This is a genomic window from Streptomyces sp. NPDC031670 (assembly GCF_055580545.1).
Genome location: NZ_JBVILC010000008.1, coordinates 298,033 through 317,803 on the forward strand (window position 1 = coordinate 298,033; position 19,771 = coordinate 317,803).

Sequence of the window (19,771 nt, forward strand, 5' to 3'; positions counted from 1 at the left end):
CACCAAGGAGACTCTCGCCCGATGAGTGTCAGCGAGCACGCCGGGGGCCACGCCGAGCCCGGCGCCGGTGAGGACGTGTCCTCCGGCCAAGACGCCTCACCCGCGCCGGCCGCCGCCCCCGCTCAGGAGGTGGCCGTGCCGGCCCAGAAGGGCGCGCGAAACGCGGACGGGCAGCCGTCGCAGGCGGTCGCCGGGACCGCGTCGTGGCGACCGCACGCGCCCGCCGCGGCCACGGGCCAGGAAGGTACCGAGGCCGTGGGCAGGCTGGCCGCCACCGTGGCGCGGCTGCGCGCCGAGGTGCAGGCCGCCCGAGCCGCCGTGGAGGGCCGCGCCCTGGTCGAACTCGCCAAGGGCGTCATGATCGAGCGGTTGCACTGCGGGCCCGCACAGGCCGCCCGGCAACTCGCCGAGCTGGCCGAACAGGCGGGCATGTCCGAACTGGAACTGGCCGCCGACATCATCAACGAAGCCGCACGCGACCAGGTCGCCCAGGTCGCCGCCGACTTCGTACGCCGCACGGCCTCCGAGACCGACGCCGACAGTGCCGCATCCGTGGCCGTACGGCTGCGGACGGCGGAGAGCGCGGCGCTGGCCGCCGACGACACCCAGGCGGTCGCGGAGTCGCTGCTGCAACACGCGCTGGCTCCGCTGGACGCCGTGGCCGTGGCCGTGTGGACCGCGGGCCGTGACGGCTCCCTCGTCCTCAGCGGCCACGCCGGCTTCAGCAGGGAGGAGGCCGAGCGGTGGCGCTACGTACCGCCCGGCGTGGCGACCGTGGCCCGGCAGGCCCTGTCGAGCCGCGGCACCGTACACCTGGAGTCCGTCGCGTCGATGCCGTCGATCGGCCAGCCCGACTGTCCCGAGGGCGGCCGGGTCGCCATCTGCGCCGGCACCGGCGGCCGTATCCACGGCGTGCTGGAGATCTGCTGGCCCCGGCCCCTCCCCCCGCTGCCCCAGGCGGTCGAGCGGCAGCTCGAAGCGCTGGCCGAGCTGTGCGCCCACACCCTGGAGAGCCTTCCCACCCCCTCGCCCTCGGTGCCCCGCTCCACCGGGCGCGACCCGGCGGCGGCCGAACTGGTCGACCTGTCCGACGGACTGCACGACGCGGCCCTCGTCCTCACCCCGCACCTGAACACCGACGGCAGCCTGGCCGACTTCCGCATCCACCACGCCAACGTCCACTTCAAGGACCCGGCCGGCCGGCCGCGCAGCGCCCTCAACGGCGGGCTGCTGCTGGAGACCTACCCCATGGCCATCGGGGGCAGCGACCTCTACAACCACATGGAGCGGGTCTACGCCACCGGCGAGCCCCTGCGCGTCCAGCGCATAGCGCTGACGACACTGGTCGACCAGGTCCCCCTGCAGCTCGTCGCCGACATCAGCGTCACCCGTCACGGCAGCAGCCTGCTGGTGATCTGGCGCATCGAGGATGAGACCGCCCGCCTCGCCAGCCTGCTCCAGCACGCCCAGCGGCTCGGCCGCATCGGCGGCTTCGAGGAGGACCTCGCGACCGGCGAGATCACCTGGAACAGTCAGCTCTACGCCCTCCACGGGCGGCGCCCCACGCAGGGCCCCGTCCCCCTCAAGGACCTCGCCGCGCACGCCCACGCCGACGACGCCATCGCCATCGGCCGGTTCCTGCGCACCATCCTGTTCCACCAGCGCTCCGCCACCGTCGCCTTCCGCCTCCAGCGCGGCGACGGGGTCACCCGGCACATCCGTATCGTCGCCGAACCCGTACTGGACAGCGAAGGGCACCTTCTCCGCATCCGGGGCGCCTACCAGGACATCTCCGCCCAGCACTGGACCGAGGTCGCCCTCGCGGCCACCCGCGACCAACTCGCCCAGACCGCGCAGGAGTCCGCCGAACGCAACCGGCTGGCGCTGCAACTCCAGCACGCCATCATGCCGCCGGCCCACGGCCCGCTCCAGGTACCGGGTCTGCAGGTCGCCGTGCGCTACCGGCCCGCCGAGTCCGAGGCGCTGGTCGGCGGCGACTGGTACGACGCCGTCGTCCTGCCCTCCGAGCAGATCCTGCTGTGCGTCGGTGACGTCGCGGGCCACGGTATCGACGCGGCCACCGGCATGGTGATCCTGCGCAACGCCCTGCGCGGTCTGGCCATGACGGGGGCGGGACCGGGACAGCTTCTGTCCTGGCTCAACAACGTCGCCCACCACCTCACCGACCAGGTCACGGCCACCGCTGTCTGCGCCCTGTACGACCCCACCACCCGTACGCTGCGCTGGGCCCGCGCCGGACACCTCCCCCCGGTCCTGGTCCGCACGGACCGGGCGAGCGCCCTGCCGCTCACCGGGGGCCTCCTGCTGGGAGCGCTGCCGGAGGCCGCCTACGAAGAGGACGAGATCCAACTCCAGCCGGGCGACACCCTGCTGATGTACACGGACGGCCTCGTCGAGCGACGGGACACCGCGATGCAGGAGTCCCTCACGCAGCTGCTGACCAACGCCCAGACCCCGGTCGACGGTCTCAGCCAGCGGCTGGACCGACTGCTGACGTACAGCAAGTCCGACACCGACGACGACACCTGCCTCATCGGCATCGAGGTCCTTGAGGAGCCGTCGGCGTGAGCGAGGGGGCAGGGGCGCCGACGCACCCCTGCCCCGACCCGTCACACGTGCCCGTCAGGCGGCCCGCTCAGCCCTGACGACCACGCCCCGGCCCACCCCCGTTTGACCTTGACACAGTGACAAGGACTTCACTGCTTGCCGAGGAGGTGGTCCCATGACGATCACGCAGCACACCACCGAGACGGTCCGAGCACTCCAGGGGCTGGAGGACGCCCGGTCCTCCGTACGGCTGCGGGCCGCTCTGGAGGTCGGTACGACGCCCGATCCGCGCTTCGTCGACAAGCTCGTCGAGCGCTGCGCGTGCGAGCCCGAGTTCTTCGTCCGCGACATGCTGACGTGGGCGCTCACCCGTCACCCGGTGTCCTTGACGCTCCCGGCGCTGCTCCGCGCCCTCCGCTCCGGGCAGGCGCAGGCGCGAAGCCAGGCGCTGCACACGCTCTCCAAGATCGGGGACCGGCGGGCGTGGCCCGCGGTCACCCCGGCGCTGCTGGGCGACGCGGACGAGGAGGTCGCGCGGGCCGCCTGGCGGACCGCGGTCGTTCTCGTACCGTACGGCGACGAGCCCGCCCTGGCGGTGGTGCTGGCGACGCAGCTCGGGCGCGGTGAGCGGGAGACCCAGCTCAGTCTGAGCCGGGCCCTGGTCTCGCTGGGTGAGGCGATCGTGCCGGCTCTGCACGCGGCGACGGCCAACCCCGACCCACGTGTACGCGCCCACGCGCGCGCCACCGAGCGGCTGTTGCACGACCCGGACGCCGGGTTCGGGTTCGCCGTCGAGGAGGCGAAGCGCGTGGTGGCCCTCGGCGGGGACGGCGGGGACGGCCTCGAGGGAGAATGAGACGTGTTGATCGGTGAGGTGGCGCGACGCTCCGGGGTCAGCGCCCGCATGCTCAGGCACTACGAGTCGCTGGGTCTGGTGCGGCCCTCGGGGCGTACCGGCTCCGGATACCGGGAGTACTCCGGCGCCGACATCCGGCGGATCTTCCAGATCGAGAGCCTGCGGTCGCTGGGGCTGTCGCTGCGGGAGATCGGGCGCGCCCTCGACGAGCCCGGCTTCACGCCCTCGGCGCTCGTCGGCGACCTCATCGACCAGACACGGACACGTATCGCGACGGAGACCGAACTGCTCACGCGGCTGTGCCGGATCGATGCCGCGGAACCCGACGACTGGGCGGACGTCCTCCAGGTCGTCGCCCTTCTGCAGGCACTGGGCTCGACGAGCGCCGACGCCCGCCAGCGCGCGGCCCTCTCCTCGGCCGTCGACGTTTCGGTGCCGGTCGAGGCACTGGTCGAGGCGGTACTCGGGGAGCCTGATCCGAACGTCGCCGGAGCCCTGCGCTGGGCGCTGGCGCGAGCGGGCGACGGCGGCCCGGCCCTCCTGGCGAAGGGGCTCGCCTCCCCGGTGGCGGCCGTGCGCGAACGTGCCGTCCGGTCCCTCTCCGAGCTGCCCGGCGACGAGGCCACCGAGCGGCTGCGGGACGCTCTCGCGAGCCCTGACGCGGTGGTCCGGGGTCACGCGGCTGTGGCGCTCGGGACACGAGGAGCGGCCGATGCGGTTCCGGTGCTCCTCGACATGATCGTGGAGGGCCGGAACGACACCGACGCCGCCGACGCTCTGAGCGTGCTGGCGAGCGACACCGCGACGGCGGAGCGGATCGCGACCCTGCTCGTCGACCGTCTCGGCGGCGACTTCAGCGAATTGAGCGAACGCACCGAATCCACCGAGTTCACCGCACAGCCGGCCCGCGGGCGGCTGACCCAGGCGTTGGCCGGCATCCCGGGGGCGACGGCGGCGCGTGCCCTCGCGGAACTGTCGTCCGACAAGGACCGTGCCGTCGCGCTGACCGCGGTGTATCTGCTTCGGCTGCGCGACGCGAGCTGACCGGGCAGGGCCACACGGCCGCCCCGGCCGCGCCCTCCTCCGGGGTGTGACCGGCCGTGGGCCTCCCGCGCACGGGCGAGCCGGTCAGCCGGAGCCCGTGTAGACGAACAGTTGCGGGGACCAGCCCGTGCAGTTGCGTCCCTGCCCTTCGTCGATCGACTGGGCGCAGGCACGCACCTTGAAGTTCCAGCTGCCGATTTCGGGGTTGTTCCAGGTCGCGACCCGGTCCGGCCCCATACGCACCTGCCAGCTCACCCAGTCTCGCCCGGTCGGATGGGCGTACGACACCTCGTAGTTGGCGAACTGGGGGCTGGTGTAGCCGCCGTAGTACAGCTTGAGCGTGCGTGCGCACCTGTCGTACCGGGCGCCTACGTACGGGGAGTACGTGTGCTTGTACTTCGTGGGGGTGCCGCCGACGCCGGTGCTCCGCTCTTCGGGCGGATAGCCGTCGCGGACGGTGCACTGCCGCTGCGGGGCCGTGGCCGATGCGTGCGTGGCAGCCGCGCCGGGCGCGAGCGCCAGTCCGGTCGCCATCATCAGGGCCGTGCACAAGAGAGCCGGCGTACGCCGCCGGACGAGGATGTTCATGACCGCTCCCTTCGTCACCGCAGAGCCTCGCGGGTGACGACGGGACGACGGAGTGACGGACACTCCGCGCCAGGCCGGCTCCTCTGCGGAGGCCGGGGCAGTTGCGGTGGTCCCTCACTTCCGAGAATAACGGGAAGCACCGTGCCTGACGACCCGTGCCTCCCTGCGTACCGGTCGGTAGAAACGCCTGGTCGCACGGGCTGCGGGAGCTCTGTTGACAGCGGCCCCGGGCCGGCGGGGAGCCCACGACGGGGATGACCTCGTCGTCCCGTCCGGCCGCCGCCGCCACCGCGCCGAACCGGCCGTCCGAACCCCACCGCCCCGCAGGCGCGTTCGGGGAAGTCGAAGGCGACATCGGCTCTCGCCATTGGCCCAGCCGGGCTACTGCCGTCAGGACGCGACTCCTTGGGGCCATGGCACGTATGACACACCGGAGAAGCGAAGAACGCCGGACGGGTGTTGAGTAATAACGAAAGGCCCTTAATGGGGCATTACGGTAATTGAAAGGTGTTCCACCGTGCATCTGCTCCCCCGTCACCGTCGTCCGCTGTGGCCGCTCGCCCTCATCGCTGCGGCCGGGGTGATCGCCGCGGCACCGACCGCCGCCGCCACCCCGAACGCGCCCACCACCACCGCCGCGACCGCCGAGGACCCCAACCCCACACCCCCGGTATCCCCGCTGCCGCCGGCCGCGCCGGTGACCCCGCCGGCGGCCACGCAGCAGCCGGCCAAGCCCGCGGCCCCGGTGGAGCCCGCCAAGCCTGCCGCCCCGGTGGAGCACCTCCCGGCCAAGCCGGCGACACCGCTGGAGAACATGCCGGCCAAGCCGGCCGCGCACGACGCCGCGGCCCAGGTGCCGCACATGCCGAACATGCCGAACATGCCGGCGGCCCCCGGCACGCAGGAGGCGTCGAAGCAGGCCGGTTCCCTGGAGAACGTACCGGCCAAGCCGGCTGCTCCCGCGCACCCCGCGGGGGTTCAGTCACCCGCCGCGCCGGCGACTCCCACGAGTGAGCTGCCGGCCGCACCGCCGCACGCCTGACCACGCGTGTAGGAGAGGACAGGAGACCCCAGCGGGATTCGACCCGCTGGGGCCCGCCTCCCGCGCCCGCGATTCCCTACGCCCGCCCCGCGTCGGCCTCCGCCTGGCCCGCCCCGTCGTCCGAGTCCGCTCCCACGACCGTGGACAGATCCGCGAGCAGCCGGATCGTGTCCGCCGTGACGGCCGCGAGTACGTCCTGCCGTGCGTCGCCGCGCTCGCGGAACAGTGCGGTCAGCTCGTTCTGCGCGGTGTACGCGCAGCGCAGTGCCTCGCGCCGCCCGCGGTCACGTTCACCGGGCTCCTCTTCGCCCTCCCCCGCCTCGTGGGCGGGGCGGCCGGCCGTGTCGTCGAGCGCGCACACCTCCCCGGCCGCCCGCAGCAGCCGGGCCACGATGCTGGGTGCCGGGTCCGGCAGGACCGAGCCGTCGGACCGTCCTTCGGGCGCCTCGGCAAGGGTTCGGGTGATCGCTTCGACATGGCTCGTGATCCGGTCCCACACGAAGTCCCAGTCGGCGGCCGGCGGCGCCGGCTCCGAACGGCGCAGCTTGTGGCCGGGGTTGAAGCGGTAGCTCTCGTCCGACCAACGGCGGGCCGTGCGCAGGTCGGTGACATGGTCGGTGAGCCGCCTCGCCCGGTCGTGCCAGCCCTGGGCGTCCTGGCGGGAGAAGTCCCCGTCACCGAGCCCGTCCGCGACCGCGTCCAGGAGCGCCGCGCTCTCCTCGGGCAGACGTGCGCGGAGGTGGCGCACGCTGCGGGAGTGCACCGGGGGCAGCACGAGCGCGTTGACCGTGAGGCCGATGACCGCTCCGAGCAGCGTCTCCAGGAAGCGGTGGACGATCGCGAAACCCGAGTACGTCCCGTAGACCAGGACGAACAGCGCGGCGGTCGGCGCGTTGAGGCCCTGCGTGCCGAACCGGGCGTACGAGCCGAAGAGCATCGTCACCGGGAGCACGACGAGCATGGCCAGCATGGTGTTGCCCATCAGCAGGCCGGCGCCGGCCGCCAGCAGCGTACCCACCACCACGACCACGAACTGCTGGAGCGCCGTTTTCAGCGACCGGTAGACGGTGCTCTGCACCAGCAGGAGCGCCGTCCAGGGCGCCAGCAGCGCCATCGGCGCCTTCCACCACCAGCCCGCCAGCGCCCAGGCGATCAGCGCCGCCGCGGCTGCCTTCAGGGCCTGGACGGCGGTGTCCCGCTCGGGTCCCGGTCCTCCCAGCGCTCGTCGCGCCGACCGGAACACCGACGCGCACTCCCAGGTTGCCCACTGCCTCCACTGGCGGGAGGCCTGGCGCAGATCTTTCAACGTTCCATCCCGTGCTCGCACTCCGCCACTCACGCGCGCTCCCCGGCCGACGGCGACGGGAAGGGCCGCGCGTCCCGTCCGCCGTATCCCGACCGGTCCTCGCTTCGGGGCTACGGAAGCGGCGAGCCGCCCGTGGCGTTCAGGATTTCGGCGGTGATGAAACTGGCGTGCTCGGACGCGAGGAACACATACGCCGGTGCCATCTCCGCGGGCTGCGCGGGCCGCCCCAGCGGAGCCTGCTTGCCGAACTCGGCGGTGTCCGGCAGTGTCGCCGGGATGAGCGGCGTCCACACCGGTCCCGGCGCGACGGCGTTGACCCGGATCCCGCGCTCGGCCAGCATCTGCGCCAGGCCCTTGGTGAAGGTGACGATCGCGCCCTTGGTCATGGCGTAGTCGAGCAGATGCGGGCTGGGCTGGTAGGCCTGGACCGAGGTGGTGTTGATGACGGATCCGCCCGCCGGGATGTGCGGCACCGCCATCTTGGTCAGCCAGAACATGCCGTACAGGTTGGTGCGCAGCACCCGGTCGAACTGCTCGGTGGTGATGGCTTCGATGCCGTCGGACTGGGCCATCTGGTACGCCGCGTTGTTGACCAGTACATCGATGCGGCCGAACTCGGCGACCGCCCGGTCGATGAGGTCCCGGCACTGCCGCTCCTCGCGGATGTCGCAGACCACGGCCACGGCCCGGCGTCCCGCCTCCTCCACCAGACGCACGGTCTCGCGCGCGTCCTCCTCCTCTTCCGGGAGGTGCGTGAAGAGCACATCGGCGCCCTCGCGCGCATAGGCGAGGGCGACCGCCCGCCCGATGCCGGAGTCGCCGCCGGTCAGGACCGCCTTGCGGCCGGTCAGCAGACCACTGCCCCGGTACGACTGCTCACCGTGGTCCGGCGGCGGGTCCATCGGGCCGGTCCAGCCGGGGTGCTGCTGGTCCTGCTGGGGCAGGTCGGGCCGCGGGTACTTGTCGGTCGGGTCCTGCGGGCGGGTCGGGTCGGTCATCAGGGGGCGCCTTTCTTGAAAGGGGCGGGCTCGCGGACGGACGCCTCGGGGCCGCACCGGCGGACCGCGCGCCGCCGGCGTCGTGCACCACGCGCGGGCCCGTTCGGTCCGCCGTCGGGTTGTCATGGCTGGAATACGCATCAGGTACCCCGATGAGCGCAGGTATGCCTGTGCGTACCGCCTGGTGCCGCGAGGACTCGCACGAAGAAGGCGTACGCACACGCAGCGACGCTCCCCGCCGTGGGGATACGGCGTGTGCCCGCGCGCCTGGGCGGCTGTACGGGCGCACGCCACGGGGTGCGCTCAGACAGCGGCCGGGAACCTGTCCCAGGCGCGGTGCTCGGCCAGCGCCTCGACGATCTTCTCCACGGCGGCCTGCCCGCTGTCGCTCACCACGACCCCGGCCTCGTCCGCGCCGATGCCGGAGGCCTCGAACAGCCCCCGGGCGTCGTTCCAGCCGCCGATCGCCTTGCCGTGCCGGTACGCCTCGGTGAGCAGCAACAGCACACGCGGGTCCGCTCCCTGGGGCGCGGGAGAGCCGGCCTTGGCGTCCCGTGCTCCGTAGGCGTCGGAGCCCGGCCGGGGCGTACCGGCGAACAGGAGCGCGTCGTACTCCACCGAGCGGGCGGTGGCGAAGGTCCGCTGGACGGCTACCGGCTCACCGCCGGAGCCCAGGACGCCACCGGCCGGTGCGATGACGAGGGGAACCATGCCGGCGGCCAGAACGGCCTGCCGCACGGTGCGCACGCTGTCCAGGTCGGCGGTGGCATCGGCGACGATGCCGACCACCCGCCCGTCCGTCGGCCAGGTCTTTCCCAGCTGGGACAGGGCCGGGCTCGCGGTGGCGGGGGCGAGCGGAACGGTGGCCTCGGGCGCGGGCAGGCCGAGGCCTTCGGCGACCTTCTCGCACAACTGCGTGTCGATGTTCGCCAGCACCCGCAAGGTGCGTTCCTTGACGGCCTGTTCGAAGCACTTGTTCAGTTCGAAGGTGTAGGCGGCGATGATGTGCTCGCGCTCCGGGGCGCTCATGCTGAGCCAGAAGAGCCGCGGCTGGGTGAAGTGGTCGGCGAAGGAGGCGGGTGCCTCGCGGACCTTGCTCGTCTCCGGGATACGGACCGGGGTCTCCACGTAGGCACCCGCGTCGGGTCCCGCGAGGAAGGGGCAGCCGCCGTCGAGGCTGTTGGGCCGGTACGGTGCGACGCCGGTGTGCACGGCGGTCTGGTGCATGCCGTCCCGGAGCATGTCGTTGACGGGTACGTGCGGCCGGTTGATCGGGATCTGCGCGAAGTTCGGACCTCCGAGCCGGCTGATCTGGGTGTCGAGGTAGGAGAAGAGCCGGCCCGCGAGCAGCGGATCATCGGTGATGTCGATCCCCGGGACCAGGTGGCCGGGGTGGAAGGCGACCTGCTCGGTCTCGGCGAAGAAGTTCTTGGTGTTGGCGTTCAGCGTCATCAGACCGATCGGCTGGACCGGGGCGATCTCCTCCGGAACGATCTTGGTGGGGTCGAGCAGGTCGATTCCCTCGAAGGTCTGGTCGGGGGTGTCGGGGAAGACCTGGATGCCGAGCTCCCACTGCGGGAAGGCACCCGCCTCGATCGCGTCGAACAGGTCACGCCGGTGGAAGTCCGGGTCCATCCCGTTGATGAGCTGCGCCTCCTCCCAGACCAGGGAGTGCACACCCAGCTTGGGCTTCCAGTGGAACTTCACCAGCACGCTCTTGCCACCGGTGTCGACCAGGCGGTACGTGTGGACGCCGAAGCCCTCCATCATCCGGTAGGAGCGCGGGATCCCGCGGTCGGACATGTTCCACAGCGTGTGGTGGGTGGCCTCGGTGTGCAGGGAGACGAAGTCCCAGAACGTGTCGTGGGCGCTCTGGGCCTGCGGGATCTCGCGGTCGGGGTGGGGTTTGGCCGCGTGCACGACGTCCGGGAACTTGATCGCGTCCTGGATGAAGAACACCGGGATGTTGTTACCGACGAGGTCGAAGGTGCCCTCGTCGGTGTAGAACTTCGTCGCGAACCCCCGGGTGTCCCGCACGGTGTCGGCCGAACCCCGGGAGCCGAGGACGGTGGAGAAGCGGACGAACACCGGTGTCTCCACGTCCTTGGCCAGGAAGGCCGCCCGGCACACCTCGGTGGCGGTGCCGTAGCCCTGGAAGACGCCGTGCGCGGCGGCCCCGCGCGCGTGGACGACCCGCTCCGGAATGCGCTCATGGTCGAAGTGGGTGATCTTCTCCCGCAGATGGTGGTCCTGGATGAGCACCGGGCCCCGCGCCCCGGCCTTCAGGGAGTGGTCGCTGTCGTACAGACGCGTCCCCTGAGCCGTCGTGAGGTAGGCGCCGCTCTGCGCCGTGCGCGCCGGATCCGCCCCCGTGGCCTGGCCCGTCGCACTCACGGTCTCCGGCCCCTGCTGGTCGGCCTTGGGCGGCAGCGGCTCGGCGGGCCGGGTCGGCTCGGCCGTCGGCGGCGACACGGGCCCCGGCCTGCCCGGCAGGCCGCCGGTGCCGGAGTCCGGGGTGGGGTGCTCTGTCGTCATGGTCTCTCCCAGGGACGGTCGTCAGGACACCTCAGCCATGACCGGTGGACGGCCGGCCTCAAACGGGCCACCGGCGGTTGTCACCCGCATCCGCGGGGGTCCTCTGGCATCTGCCGGATTCCCGGGCGCCGGGCCGCACCCGGTGGTCGCGCCGGGGGTCGCGCTCATGGCCGATGCCGTCGGTCCGGCGCAGGGCATACGGGTACCCGCGCCGGGCGTCCGGCGCGGCACGCCGTATACGGCCGGGCCGGTGTCTCCTCACCGTTTGTGCCACGCGTCGGCGCCGGGGTCGTAGACGGCCAGTCCCAGCGCCTCGAACGCGCGCAGCCAGCCCAGCATGGGCCATGTTCCCCAACGCCGTTTGTAGAGCGCCCCGTTCCGGAGGATGTCGTCCAGGTGCTGGACGGGTGGCTCGTGCGTCGGGTGGTGCTGGTGGTACGCGGGGGCGCCGCCCACCCACCACAGGTCCACCCCGCACCCCGCCGCCGCGGCGGCGAAGTCCGTGTCCTCACCCCCGTAACCGGTGTAGGACTCGCAGAAGCCCCCGATCCGCTTCCAGGTACGGGCGGTGAGGGCGAACGACAACGACCAGAACAGCCGCGGGTCTCCCCCGCGCTGGAGCTCCCCGTCGGCGGGGGCCGGACGCGCCGGATGGGGCGGCGCCAAGTCGTCCAGTACGGCCAGGTCGTAGCCGCCCGGTGGCGGGGGCGGCAGATAGGCGACCGTGCCGCACAGCAGCACGCCGTCCTCGGCGGCGCCCGCGTAGGCGGCCAGCAGCGTGGGGCCGGGTACGCAGTCCACGTCGAGGAAGACCAGCAGGTCCGCGCCGACTTCCAGGGCGCGCGCCGCCCCGGCGTTGCGGGCGGCGGCCAGGGGCAGGCGTCCGTCGGCCAGCGGCAGGGTGATCACGTCCGGCACGGGCTCGCGGTCCGCGGTGAGCGGCGCGATCCCCGGATCGGCCATGGAGACGATCACGTACCGGTCCGGGGTGCGCGTGCCCCGGGCGAGCCCGTCCTGCTGGAGGAGCAGATGGGTGTGGCGGCCGGCGGCCAGGGTGATCACCGCGGTACGCAAGCGGCCTGCCTCCCCGAGCGGGCGGCCAGCTCGGTGAGCAGGCGTCCGGCCCGCTCGGCGCCGTCGCCGGGACACCAGTGGGCCCAGCGTCCGGGGCGGGCGACCGCCTCGGCGAGCAGGGCCGGCCACTCCCCGGCGGTCGGCCAGGTCTCCCGCACGCTCGCCAGCTCCGCCGCGCGCAGCGCCCGGGCGGTGGCGTGCTGTTCCCCGTACGGCCGGTCCTGCGGGATGACGACGGCGGGTACGCGCGCCGCGGCGCACTCCGCGATGGCGTTCTGCCCGGCGTGGGTGACGACGACGCTCGCGCGGCACAGCACCGGCCAGGGGTCCTCGATCCAGGGCGCCCCGGGGCCACCGAGGACGGTCCAGGACCAGCCGGGGGTGGCCCGGGCCGCCTCCCGCAGGTGTGCGGCGGTGACGTCGGCGCCTCCGGCACCGAGCATCACGACGACCTCGTCGTGGGCCCGTGCCCCCTCGCCGTCGGCTGCCGGGCGGGGCCGGCGGTCGTAGCGGGAGATGCTTCCGGTGTGCACGGTCTTGGCGTACCAGTGCGAGGGCCAGCCCGGTTCGGGCAGGGAGTGGGGCCAGGGGGCGAGAAGGGCGTCCGCGAGGTCGTAGCCCAGGCGGTGGGCCTCGTCCCGGCGGTCGCCGCGCATGGCCGCGACGACGACGGGGATGCCCATGAGCCGCGCCAGCGTGGCGGCCTCCACCGATACGTCGCTCACGAACAGCGCCGGGTGCTCCGCCCTGATCCACTCGGCGATGATCCCCATGCGTTCGCGATGGCCCCGGTGGTGCAGCGGCACCCAGTGCAGTCGCCCCCGGGCCGTGTGGTCGACGGGATCGTCGGCGGTGTCCGGCGGCAGCGCGACCCACGGCCCGCGCCAGGTGCCGGGCCGGGGCAGCGAGGACAGGACGGTGACCGGCTCCGCCACCCGGGCCGCGATGCACTGCGCCCGGTGCAGGTGACCGCGGCCCCGGTGGTGGACGTAGTAGCCGATCACCGCGTCACCGCCTCGTACAGGGTGGTGTAGGCGTCGGCGGTGTGCTCCAGCGAGCAGAACCGTTCGGCCCTGGCGCGGGCGGCACGGCGGTCGAGCCGCATCGCCCGCGGAATGAGCTCCGCCAGGGCCTCGACGTTCCCCGGTGGTGCCAGCAGACCGCAGTCCGGGGTGAGGATCTCCGCCAGCGCGCCGCGGTCGAAGCCGCAGACGGGTGTGCCGCAGGCCAGCGCCTCGGCGACCACCAGACCGTACGGTTCGTCCCAGCCGGGTGTCACCAGGGCGGCGGCCGACGCGCCCAGCAGTTCGACGAGCTCCTTGCGGTCGAGGTGACCGACGTACTCGGCGGCGCCGTCGTCGAGCAGGGGCGCGACCTCTTCCTCGAAGTACCGCTCGTCCGAGACCGGTCCCGCCAGCCGCAGCCGCACCCCGGCCGCACGGGCCGCACGGATGGCCAGATGGGGGCCCTTCTCCGGCACCATGCGCCCGGACCAGGCCAGTTCGGTCCCGCCCGGACCGGGTGTCCAGAAGTCGGTGTCGATACCGTTGCGGACGACCAGCGCCTCGGGCACCATCGGCCGCCAGGCGCAGGCCGTGGACCGGCTGACGGCGGTGAACACGACGGGGCACGCGTCATGGGTCTGGATGGCCGACTCCAGCCAGGGCGTGGGCGGCGTGTGCAGCGTGGTGATCACCGGGACCCGCAGCGCCGACGCCATCGCGACCGGCAGATAGTGCAGGCTGTTGTTGTGCACCACGTCGAAACGCCGCTCGCCGTCCCGCGCCAGGTCGAGCATGAGCCCCAGGTAGGCGTGGTGCTCCTCCATCCAGGTGGTGCTCGGCATACTGGCGTCCGAGCGCGCAGCCGCGCTCAGCACCGCCCGGCGTACGGGCAGCTCGCGCGCCCCGAGCGCCGGGTCGGAGCCGGGCGCCGCGAAGAGTTCCACCCGGTGCCCGCGTCGGGTCAGGGCGTGCGCCAGCCCCCAGGTGTGCGCTTCGAGGCCGCCGGCGAACGGCTCCTTGATGGGAAAACGCGCCGACGCGATGAGGGCCACCCGCAAGGTGCTCATCGGAGCAGACGGGAGTAGAGAGCCCGGTGAGCGGCGGCGAGTTCGACGCGTTCGCGCGTACGGTGGCGCTCGGTGGCCCGGGGTGCCGGCCTCTCCTCGTAGGCCCGCAGCACCGCCTCGCGCAGCGCGTCCTCGTCGAGGCCGCCCTCCTGGGTGTGCCCGTACGTCAGGCAGGGGCGCTGCTGCGCGTAGAACCCGCAGTCCGGGGCCGCGACCGCGGTGCCCAGGTCGTGGCACGCCTCCAGCCACCCCGAGTGCGTGCCGAAGAGATAGGGCAGCACGGACAGGTCGAGCGACGCGAGGTAGTCCCAGAGCTGCTCGTCGTCGAAGTAGTCGTGGATGACGAGGGTGAGACGACCGCGACGCTCCAACTCGCGCAGCTCCGCCAGCAGTTGCGGCGCGTGGGCCCGCGCGGCCGGGTCCGCCACCTCTCGGTGGATGTTGACCTGGAGCTCGGCGTCCGCGAGCTCGGCCACGGTGTCGGCGAGTACACGGACGACGGGCGGGACGGACATGTTGGGCCGCAGGCTCTTGGCGTGCACCCCCACCCGGAACCGGTCGCGGACCGGTCGGGGGCGGGTCAGTCGCGGCAGCTCCACCACATGGGGGTGCGGCAGGACGGTCGCCGTCCGGTTCCAGCGGCCACGGATGGTCCGGGCCGCGCCCGGGGTGAGCGTGATGAGCCGGTCGGCGGCCGGAACGACGACGTTGAGGGCCGCGTCGTGGATCGCGGGATCGGGCTGATGGGGGTTGCGCAGGTCGTGCACCGTGTAGACGAGGGGTTTGCCGTGCCGTCGGAGCGCGTCCACGAGGGCGGACAGCTGGGCGGGGCTCTGGGCGTCGAACCCGAAGTGCAGATGGAAGACGTCGAAGTCCTTGTGGTGGCCGCTCACCCAGTCCGGATCGAGCATGACCGGTGGCCACCAGCGCTCCGACGTGCTGGGCGCACCGTTGGGCCGGGGGTCCGTCAGCCGCCTGACGCCGTCGCCTTCCGGCGCCGAGCAGTGCCGTACGTACACGTGGCCCGCGGGCACGGACGCGACCCGGATCTCGCCGGGGGTTCGGGCGGAAGAAGCGCGGTCGGCCACGGTGACACTCCTCTGGAGAGAGGAGCGGGCGGCCCGCTCCCCTCTCCAGTCTGTTGAGCGTCACCGGATACCGCATGTGGGCGCAGCGCCGGGTGGCAGTGGAGGGGCCTGTCGTGGCGTGCGGCGGGTTCGGGAGGCGGCGTACGGATGTGGGCCACTCGGGTGAGGCGTCCCCTCGCCCCCCGGCCCGGTCCGGCACGTGGGACGAGCCGTCCGCGTGCATGCCGAAGGGGGTGCCGGTCCGCCTGCGGCCGGCACCCCCTGGTTCGCCCGGTCAGCCCGGCCAGGTGCCGGTCAGACGGCGCGTCGCGGTGGCTCCGCCGCGGTCGACGGCGGCCTTGACCGTGGCGAAGATCGCGCCCTGCAGCGCGGCGGCCAGCACGACTTCGCTCCACGTGCGCTCTTCGTCGGTGGCGTCGGGGGCGTCCTCGTCGTGCCCGAGGGCCTTCCACGCCTGCTTGAACAGGGCACTCGCGAGCAGACCGCTGACGGCTCCGAGAGCCAGGCCCACCGGCTTGTAGACGATTTTCGCTGCCTTCATCGGGGTCACCCCTTTCGGCGGCAGGCCAGCCACACCAGCACGGCCGCCCCGGCGGCTGCCAGCAGCAGGGTGCGGTTTTCACGGGCCATCCGCGCCCCCTGAGCCGTCTTGTGCTGTACGGGTTCGGGGGCCGTCTCGTGCCAGAGCCGGCCGGCCTGCGCGGCCGTCGCGCGGGCCCGCTCGGCCGCCTGGGAGGCCTTGTCCTTGACCGGGTCGGGCACCTTCTCCTGTGCCTGATGGGCCATGTCCACGGCCTTGGTCTTCAGCTCGTCGGCCTTGCTCTTCAGTTCATCGGCCTTGGCCGCGGCTTGTTCCTTGACGGCGGTCGCCTTCTCCTGCGCACGGCCCTTGACGTCTGCCTTGGCAGCTAGCGCCTCGACCGTCTCGCCGAGGTCGGCACGGGTCTGTTCGACGTGCTCGCGCAGTTCCTCGCGGCCTGCGTCCGCGGACTCGTCCTGGGGTCGCTGGGTCATCGCTGTGCGCTCTCCTTGATCTCGGCCACGTCGGCCTTCACGTTCTCGATCGCCTGTTCAGGAACGGGCGGTGCGGCCTGGCTGACCTGCTTCTTTCCACTCAGGGCGAGCACGGCCGCGATCACTGCCAGTACGGCGGTCACGATCAGGGCCGCGGCCCACACGGGCAGGGGGACGGCCAGCGCCGCGATGGCGGTGGCCACCAGCGCCTGGAGCATCAGGAAGCCGACCACTCCGGCGCCGCCGAAGAGCCCGCCCCCCTTGCCGTAGCGCTTGCCCTTCTCCTTCATCTCCGCCTGCGCCAGGCGCATTTCCCCGCGCACCAGCTCCGTCAACTGCTGCGAAGCCCGGTGCACCAGCTCGCTCACCGGCTCCTGTCCGGAGTGGCGCGGGCTGTGGTCGAACCCGGTTTCCCTCGGATGCGTGCCCGTCATGGCGGTCACCTCCCGTCGCTCTCGTTCCTGCGGGCCGGGGGGACCGGCCCTTCTCATGGCCCGCGAGTACCCCGAACATCGCAGTTCAGTGGGCGATCGGCACACTCGTCGCAGAAAACATCCGGAGAAGGCGGTCAGGGGGCGCGGCGGCCGGCCGACCACGTGTCCCGGCGGGGTCCGCCCGTTGCGGAGGGCCGCCCACCTGCGGCAACGCGGACAAGCCCCAGCGGCCTCAAGAACCACGGAAACAGCCGGGTTACACCGAGGAATACGGGTTACCCGCAATGGTGGAGCCTCTGGACGCCGCGGCGGCGGCCCCGGACGGCTTGTCCTGTGTGTGCTCGGCGGTGTGGGGCTGCGGAGCGCACAACGCCGGCCCGCTCAGCGGATCCGAGCGGGCCGGCACACCCACGTTCCCTGCGTGCGGACGCTCGTCCCTGGCAGAGCGGCAGCGCGCCCCGGCAGACACCGCGGGGGCGGAGGAGAACAGGCGCAGGGGTCAGATCAGTCGTTGACGCAGATGTTCCCGAACGCCGGGTTGAGCAGCCCGATCACGTTGATGGAGTTGCCGCACACGTTGACGGGAATGTGCACGGGGATCTGCACCATGTTCCCCGACAGCACACCGGGCGAGTTCGTGGCGACTCCATGGGCGCCCGCGTCCGCAGAGGCGGCCGAGGCCCCGCCGGCGACCGCCGCACCGGCGGCGAGAACAGTAGCGGACAGCTTCAGCATCGAAGACACAGAGAAACTCCTTGCACAAGAGAACGAACCGAGCCCCGCCGAACGGCCGGGACACCACCACAACGCCGTTCGCGCCCTCCAGGTCACCCTCGACGACTCGTTCGGATCGGCGTTCCCCCACCGTTGGCAAAGCCGACGGCCGGGGCCGTCGTCCAGCGGCCCCGCCGAGGCGTCTAATTCGCTTGACCGGCCCCCGAGTCGGCGTTGCACTGTGGCGGGACACCGCGCGGCGCGGTGTCGGCATCCCGGAGAGGCGCGGCAGCGATGGAGATACGTCCCACCACCGACCAGGACTTCGACGTCTTCGTCGATACCCTCTTCGCCGCGTTCGCGCGCTTCCCGGAACCCCCTGCCGCAGGCGGCGGCGCCTGGTGGTCGGCGCTCGAAATGGACCGGGGTCTGTTCGCGGTGACACCGGAGGGACAGCGGGTCGGAACCGCCGGTGCGTACTCCTTCGAGCTCACTCTCCCCGGCGAGATCCTCGTCCCGGCCGCCGGGGTGACCGCGGTCGGCGTCCTGCCCTCGCACCGACGCCGGGGCGTGCTCAGCGCGATGATGCGGCATCAGCTCAAGGATCTGCGGGACCGGGGGGAGGCCCTCTCCGTGCTGCTGGCCTCCGAGGCCCTGATCTACCGCAGGTTCGGCTACGGGCCGGCGACCTACACCCGGCGGCTGACCGTGCCCCGCCACAAGGCCGCCCTCGCCCTGCCCCGGGAGCAGGCGCAGGCCGACCCCGCGGCGGCCGGTGTGGACACCGGCTCGGGCACCGGCTCGGTCGAGCTGCTGAGGCGGGCCGACTGCGGCGAGATCCTGGAAGCGGTCTACGACCGGTACCGGCGCACCCAGCCCGGCGCGCTGTCACGGCCGCACGGCTGGTGGGCCCTGGGCGCGGGGCAGCCTCCGGTCTCTTCGGCACGGCGCTACGTGGCCGTGCACCGGGACGCCGACGGCGTACCGGACGGGTACGCCGGCTACACCCTCACCGAACCCGACACCCTGACGGTCGACGAGACCATCGCCACTGACGACGCGGTCTTCACGGCCCTGGCCCGGTTCCTCCTCGGCCACGACCTGGTCGGTGAGGTCGTGTTCAAGCACTTCCCGCCCGAGCACCCACTGCGCTGGCAGTTGGCGGACTTCCGCGCGGGCCGGGTGAGCGACGACACCGACTGGCTGTGGGTGCGGCTGCTGGACATCCCGCGCGCACTGAGCACCCGCGGCTACCTCACCGACGGCGAGCTCGTCCTCGACGTCGACGACCCCTTCCTCGGCGAGCACGGCCGCTATCTGCTGACCGTCCGGGACGGCAAGGCCGAGTGCGTCCCGACGGACCGGGAGCCCGACCTGTCGCTGGACGTCAGCGACCTGGGCTCGGTCTACCTCGGCGGCACCGCCCCGAGCACGCTCGTACGGGCCGGACACATCCGCGCCCACCACCCGGGCGCCGCCGGCCTCGCCGACACCCTGTTCCGCGCCGAACGCGCACCGCACTGCCTGCACTGGTTCTGACCACCCGCCGACCTCGCCGCTGCGGCAACCGAGTTGCGCGGACGCCGCCCACGCTTCCCTCACCCGCCCGTCAGCACCGCCCGCAAGGTCTGGGCGAACTCCCGCGGCCGGCCGACGAACCCCCCGTGGTCGCCGGGGAACTCGACCGGTTCCGTACCGAGCGACCGGGCCAGGGCGGTCGAGGTCGGGTGCGTGAGCAGCCCGCCCGAGGCAGCGCCGAGGCCGATGACGACGCGGGTCGGACCTGTGGTGAGCGCGGCGGTGTCGGGCAGGTAGCGCGTGGTGTGGCGCAGCTCGTGGGCGAAGAAGCGGGCGCTGTCGGCGAGGTCCTGCTCGGAGGGTTCGCCCGGCGGCGGGGTGGGGGCGCCGTCCTCGCCTCCGCCGAATCCGGCGTTGGCCAGGAACGCCGCCCATGCCGCGCCCGCCCCCTCCCGGTGGAAGGTCGCGACGATGTCCTCGGTCGCGGCACGCTGGGCGGCGGCATCGGGCAGGAGCTCCAGGAGCGGCGGCTCGTGGGCGACGAGGGTGCGGATCCGTCCGGGATACCGGGCGACCAGCGCGAGTCCGGTCACCGCGCCGCCGCTGCTGCCGAACACGTCGGCGGTGTCGGCACCGAGGGCGTCCAGGAGCGCGGCGGCGTCGTCCGCCCGCAGGTCGGGGGTGGAGTCCTGCTCGGGGTCGTCGAGGACGCTGCCCGAGATACCGCGCGGGTCATGGGTGACCACGGTGTACTCCCCCGCGAGCGCGTCCGCGAGCGGCGCGAACGCCGCCGCCGGCATCGGTGAGCCCGTCACCAGCAACAGCGGTCCCTCTCCCCGTACTTCGTAGTGCAGACGTGCGCCGGGTACGGCGAGGGTGTGGTGGGTGGTCATGCGGGTCGTCCTTCCTCCAGGGGCCGTC

The 19,771-nt window shown here is 72.9% G+C and carries 18 protein-coding genes; 5 read left to right on the top strand and 13 right to left on the bottom strand.

All coding sequences use genetic code 11. From position 1 onward, the window contains the following. Positions 1-21 precede the first annotated feature (21 nt). The 3 genes from ACZ5ID_RS17985 (at position 22) to ACZ5ID_RS17995 (ending at position 4,468) form a co-directional block, all read left to right on the top strand. A complete protein-coding gene (locus tag ACZ5ID_RS17985) occupies positions 22-2,589 on the top strand; it encodes a SpoIIE family protein phosphatase (protein WP_468898569.1) in 2,568 nt (855 codons plus the stop codon). A 154-nt stretch (positions 2,590-2,743) separates the two neighbouring features. After that, positions 2,744-3,424 (top strand): HEAT repeat domain-containing protein, encoded by a 681-nt coding sequence (locus ACZ5ID_RS17990; RefSeq protein ID WP_468898572.1) that lies wholly within the window; start codon positions 2,744-2,746, stop codon positions 3,422-3,424. A 3-nt stretch (positions 3,425-3,427) separates the two neighbouring features. Beyond that, on the top strand, positions 3,428-4,468 hold the full coding sequence (locus ACZ5ID_RS17995) for a MerR family transcriptional regulator (RefSeq protein ID WP_468898574.1): 1,041 nt from the start codon (positions 3,428-3,430) through the stop codon (positions 4,466-4,468). 84 nt (positions 4,469-4,552) lie between these two features. Here the strand turns inward: ACZ5ID_RS17995 and ACZ5ID_RS18000 are convergent, their stop codons facing one another. Next, a complete protein-coding gene (locus ACZ5ID_RS18000) occupies positions 4,553-5,056 on the bottom strand; it encodes a hypothetical protein (RefSeq protein ID WP_468898576.1) in 504 nt (167 codons plus the stop codon). Positions 5,057-5,573: 517 nt separating this feature from the next. On the opposite strand from ACZ5ID_RS18000, the gene ACZ5ID_RS18005 reads away from it, so the two are divergent. After that, a complete protein-coding gene (locus tag ACZ5ID_RS18005; RefSeq protein WP_468898578.1) occupies positions 5,574-6,098 on the top strand; it encodes a hypothetical protein in 525 nt (174 codons plus the stop codon). Between the two features lie 76 nt (positions 6,099-6,174). Here the strand turns inward: ACZ5ID_RS18005 and ACZ5ID_RS18010 are convergent, their stop codons facing one another. The 11 genes from ACZ5ID_RS18010 to ACZ5ID_RS18060 form a co-directional block, all read right to left on the bottom strand. Then, complete coding sequence (locus tag ACZ5ID_RS18010) at positions 6,175-7,404, bottom strand: FUSC family protein (RefSeq protein ID WP_468898581.1); 1,230 nt, start codon at positions 7,402-7,404, stop codon at positions 6,175-6,177. Positions 7,405-7,514: 110 nt separating this feature from the next. After that, on the bottom strand, positions 7,515-8,402 hold the full coding sequence (locus ACZ5ID_RS18015; RefSeq protein WP_468898583.1) for an SDR family oxidoreductase: 888 nt from the start codon (positions 8,400-8,402) through the stop codon (positions 7,515-7,517). Between the two features lie 303 nt (positions 8,403-8,705). Continuing rightward, positions 8,706-10,937 (bottom strand): catalase, encoded by a 2,232-nt coding sequence (locus tag ACZ5ID_RS18020; protein WP_468898586.1) that lies wholly within the window; start codon positions 10,935-10,937, stop codon positions 8,706-8,708. A gap of 258 nt (positions 10,938-11,195) precedes the next feature. After that, positions 11,196-12,011, bottom strand: coding sequence for a glycosyltransferase family 2 protein (locus tag ACZ5ID_RS18025; protein ID WP_468898589.1), 816 nt, complete (start codon positions 12,009-12,011; stop codon positions 11,196-11,198). Beyond that, positions 11,996-13,015 carry a glycosyltransferase gene (locus ACZ5ID_RS18030; RefSeq protein ID WP_468898591.1) on the bottom strand — a complete coding sequence of 340 codons (1,020 nt, stop codon included), beginning with the start codon at positions 13,013-13,015 and terminating at the stop codon, positions 11,996-11,998. The genes ACZ5ID_RS18025 and ACZ5ID_RS18030 overlap by 16 nt, the downstream gene beginning before the upstream one ends. Then, entirely contained in the window at positions 13,012-14,082 is a 1,071-nt protein-coding gene (locus tag ACZ5ID_RS18035; RefSeq protein ID WP_468898594.1) for a glycosyltransferase, read from the bottom strand. Before ACZ5ID_RS18035 ends, ACZ5ID_RS18030 begins: the two co-directional genes overlap by 4 nt. Then, positions 14,079-15,170 (bottom strand): glycosyltransferase family protein, encoded by a 1,092-nt coding sequence (locus tag ACZ5ID_RS18040; RefSeq protein ID WP_468898597.1) that lies wholly within the window; start codon positions 15,168-15,170, stop codon positions 14,079-14,081. The genes ACZ5ID_RS18035 and ACZ5ID_RS18040 overlap by 4 nt, the downstream gene beginning before the upstream one ends. A 274-nt stretch (positions 15,171-15,444) precedes the next feature. Continuing rightward, positions 15,445-15,711: a DUF4235 domain-containing protein gene (locus ACZ5ID_RS18045; protein WP_468898599.1), complete on the bottom strand. Its 267-nt coding sequence runs from the start codon at positions 15,709-15,711 to the stop codon at positions 15,445-15,447. Between the two features lie 5 nt (positions 15,712-15,716). Then, positions 15,717-16,184: a DUF3618 domain-containing protein gene (locus ACZ5ID_RS18050; RefSeq protein WP_468898601.1), complete on the bottom strand. Its 468-nt coding sequence runs from the start codon at positions 16,182-16,184 to the stop codon at positions 15,717-15,719. Beyond that, positions 16,181-16,618 (bottom strand): phage holin family protein, encoded by a 438-nt coding sequence (locus ACZ5ID_RS18055; RefSeq protein WP_406552719.1) that lies wholly within the window; start codon positions 16,616-16,618, stop codon positions 16,181-16,183. The genes ACZ5ID_RS18050 and ACZ5ID_RS18055 overlap by 4 nt, the downstream gene beginning before the upstream one ends. A 504-nt stretch (positions 16,619-17,122) precedes the next feature. Further along, positions 17,123-17,353, bottom strand: coding sequence for a chaplin (locus tag ACZ5ID_RS18060; protein ID WP_468898725.1), 231 nt, complete (start codon positions 17,351-17,353; stop codon positions 17,123-17,125). 273 nt (positions 17,354-17,626) lie between these two features. On the opposite strand from ACZ5ID_RS18060, the gene ACZ5ID_RS18065 reads away from it, so the two are divergent. Next, entirely contained in the window at positions 17,627-18,871 is a 1,245-nt protein-coding gene (locus tag ACZ5ID_RS18065) for a GNAT family N-acetyltransferase (protein ID WP_468898605.1), read from the top strand. Positions 18,872-18,930: 59 nt separating this feature from the next. Here ACZ5ID_RS18065 and ACZ5ID_RS18070 read toward each other — a convergent pair whose 3' ends face one another. Continuing rightward, positions 18,931-19,743, bottom strand: coding sequence for an alpha/beta fold hydrolase (locus tag ACZ5ID_RS18070; protein ID WP_468898608.1), 813 nt, complete (start codon positions 19,741-19,743; stop codon positions 18,931-18,933). Positions 19,744-19,771 lie beyond the last annotated feature (28 nt).

What these genes read in the sequence shown, in the direction of transcription:
- ACZ5ID_RS17985 (WP_468898569.1), top strand. Translation starts at nt 22, where the DNA reads ATGAGTGTCAGCGAGCACGCCGGGGGCCACGCCGAGCCCGGCGCCGGT.
- ACZ5ID_RS17990 (WP_468898572.1), top strand. Translation starts at nt 2,744, where the DNA reads ATGACGATCACGCAGCACACCACCGAGACGGTCCGAGCACTCCAGGGG.
- ACZ5ID_RS18000 (WP_468898576.1), bottom strand. Translation starts at nt 5,056, where the DNA reads ATGAACATCCTCGTCCGGCGGCGTACGCCGGCTCTCTTGTGCACGGCC.
- ACZ5ID_RS18015 (WP_468898583.1), bottom strand. Translation starts at nt 8,402, where the DNA reads ATGACCGACCCGACCCGCCCGCAGGACCCGACCGACAAGTACCCGCGG.
- ACZ5ID_RS18020 (WP_468898586.1), bottom strand. Translation starts at nt 10,937, where the DNA reads ATGACGACAGAGCACCCCACCCCGGACTCCGGCACCGGCGGCCTGCCG.
- ACZ5ID_RS18035 (WP_468898594.1), bottom strand. Translation starts at nt 14,082, where the DNA reads ATGAGCACCTTGCGGGTGGCCCTCATCGCGTCGGCGCGTTTTCCCATC.
- ACZ5ID_RS18045 (WP_468898599.1), bottom strand. Translation starts at nt 15,711, where the DNA reads ATGAAGGCAGCGAAAATCGTCTACAAGCCGGTGGGCCTGGCTCTCGGA.
- ACZ5ID_RS18050 (WP_468898601.1), bottom strand. Translation starts at nt 16,184, where the DNA reads ATGACCCAGCGACCCCAGGACGAGTCCGCGGACGCAGGCCGCGAGGAA.
- ACZ5ID_RS18055 (WP_406552719.1), bottom strand. Translation starts at nt 16,618, where the DNA reads ATGACGGGCACGCATCCGAGGGAAACCGGGTTCGACCACAGCCCGCGC.
- ACZ5ID_RS18060 (WP_468898725.1), bottom strand. Translation starts at nt 17,353, where the DNA reads ATGCTGAAGCTGTCCGCTACTGTTCTCGCCGCCGGTGCGGCGGTCGCC.
- ACZ5ID_RS18065 (WP_468898605.1), top strand. Translation starts at nt 17,627, where the DNA reads ATGGAGATACGTCCCACCACCGACCAGGACTTCGACGTCTTCGTCGAT.
- ACZ5ID_RS18070 (WP_468898608.1), bottom strand. Translation starts at nt 19,743, where the DNA reads ATGACCACCCACCACACCCTCGCCGTACCCGGCGCACGTCTGCACTAC.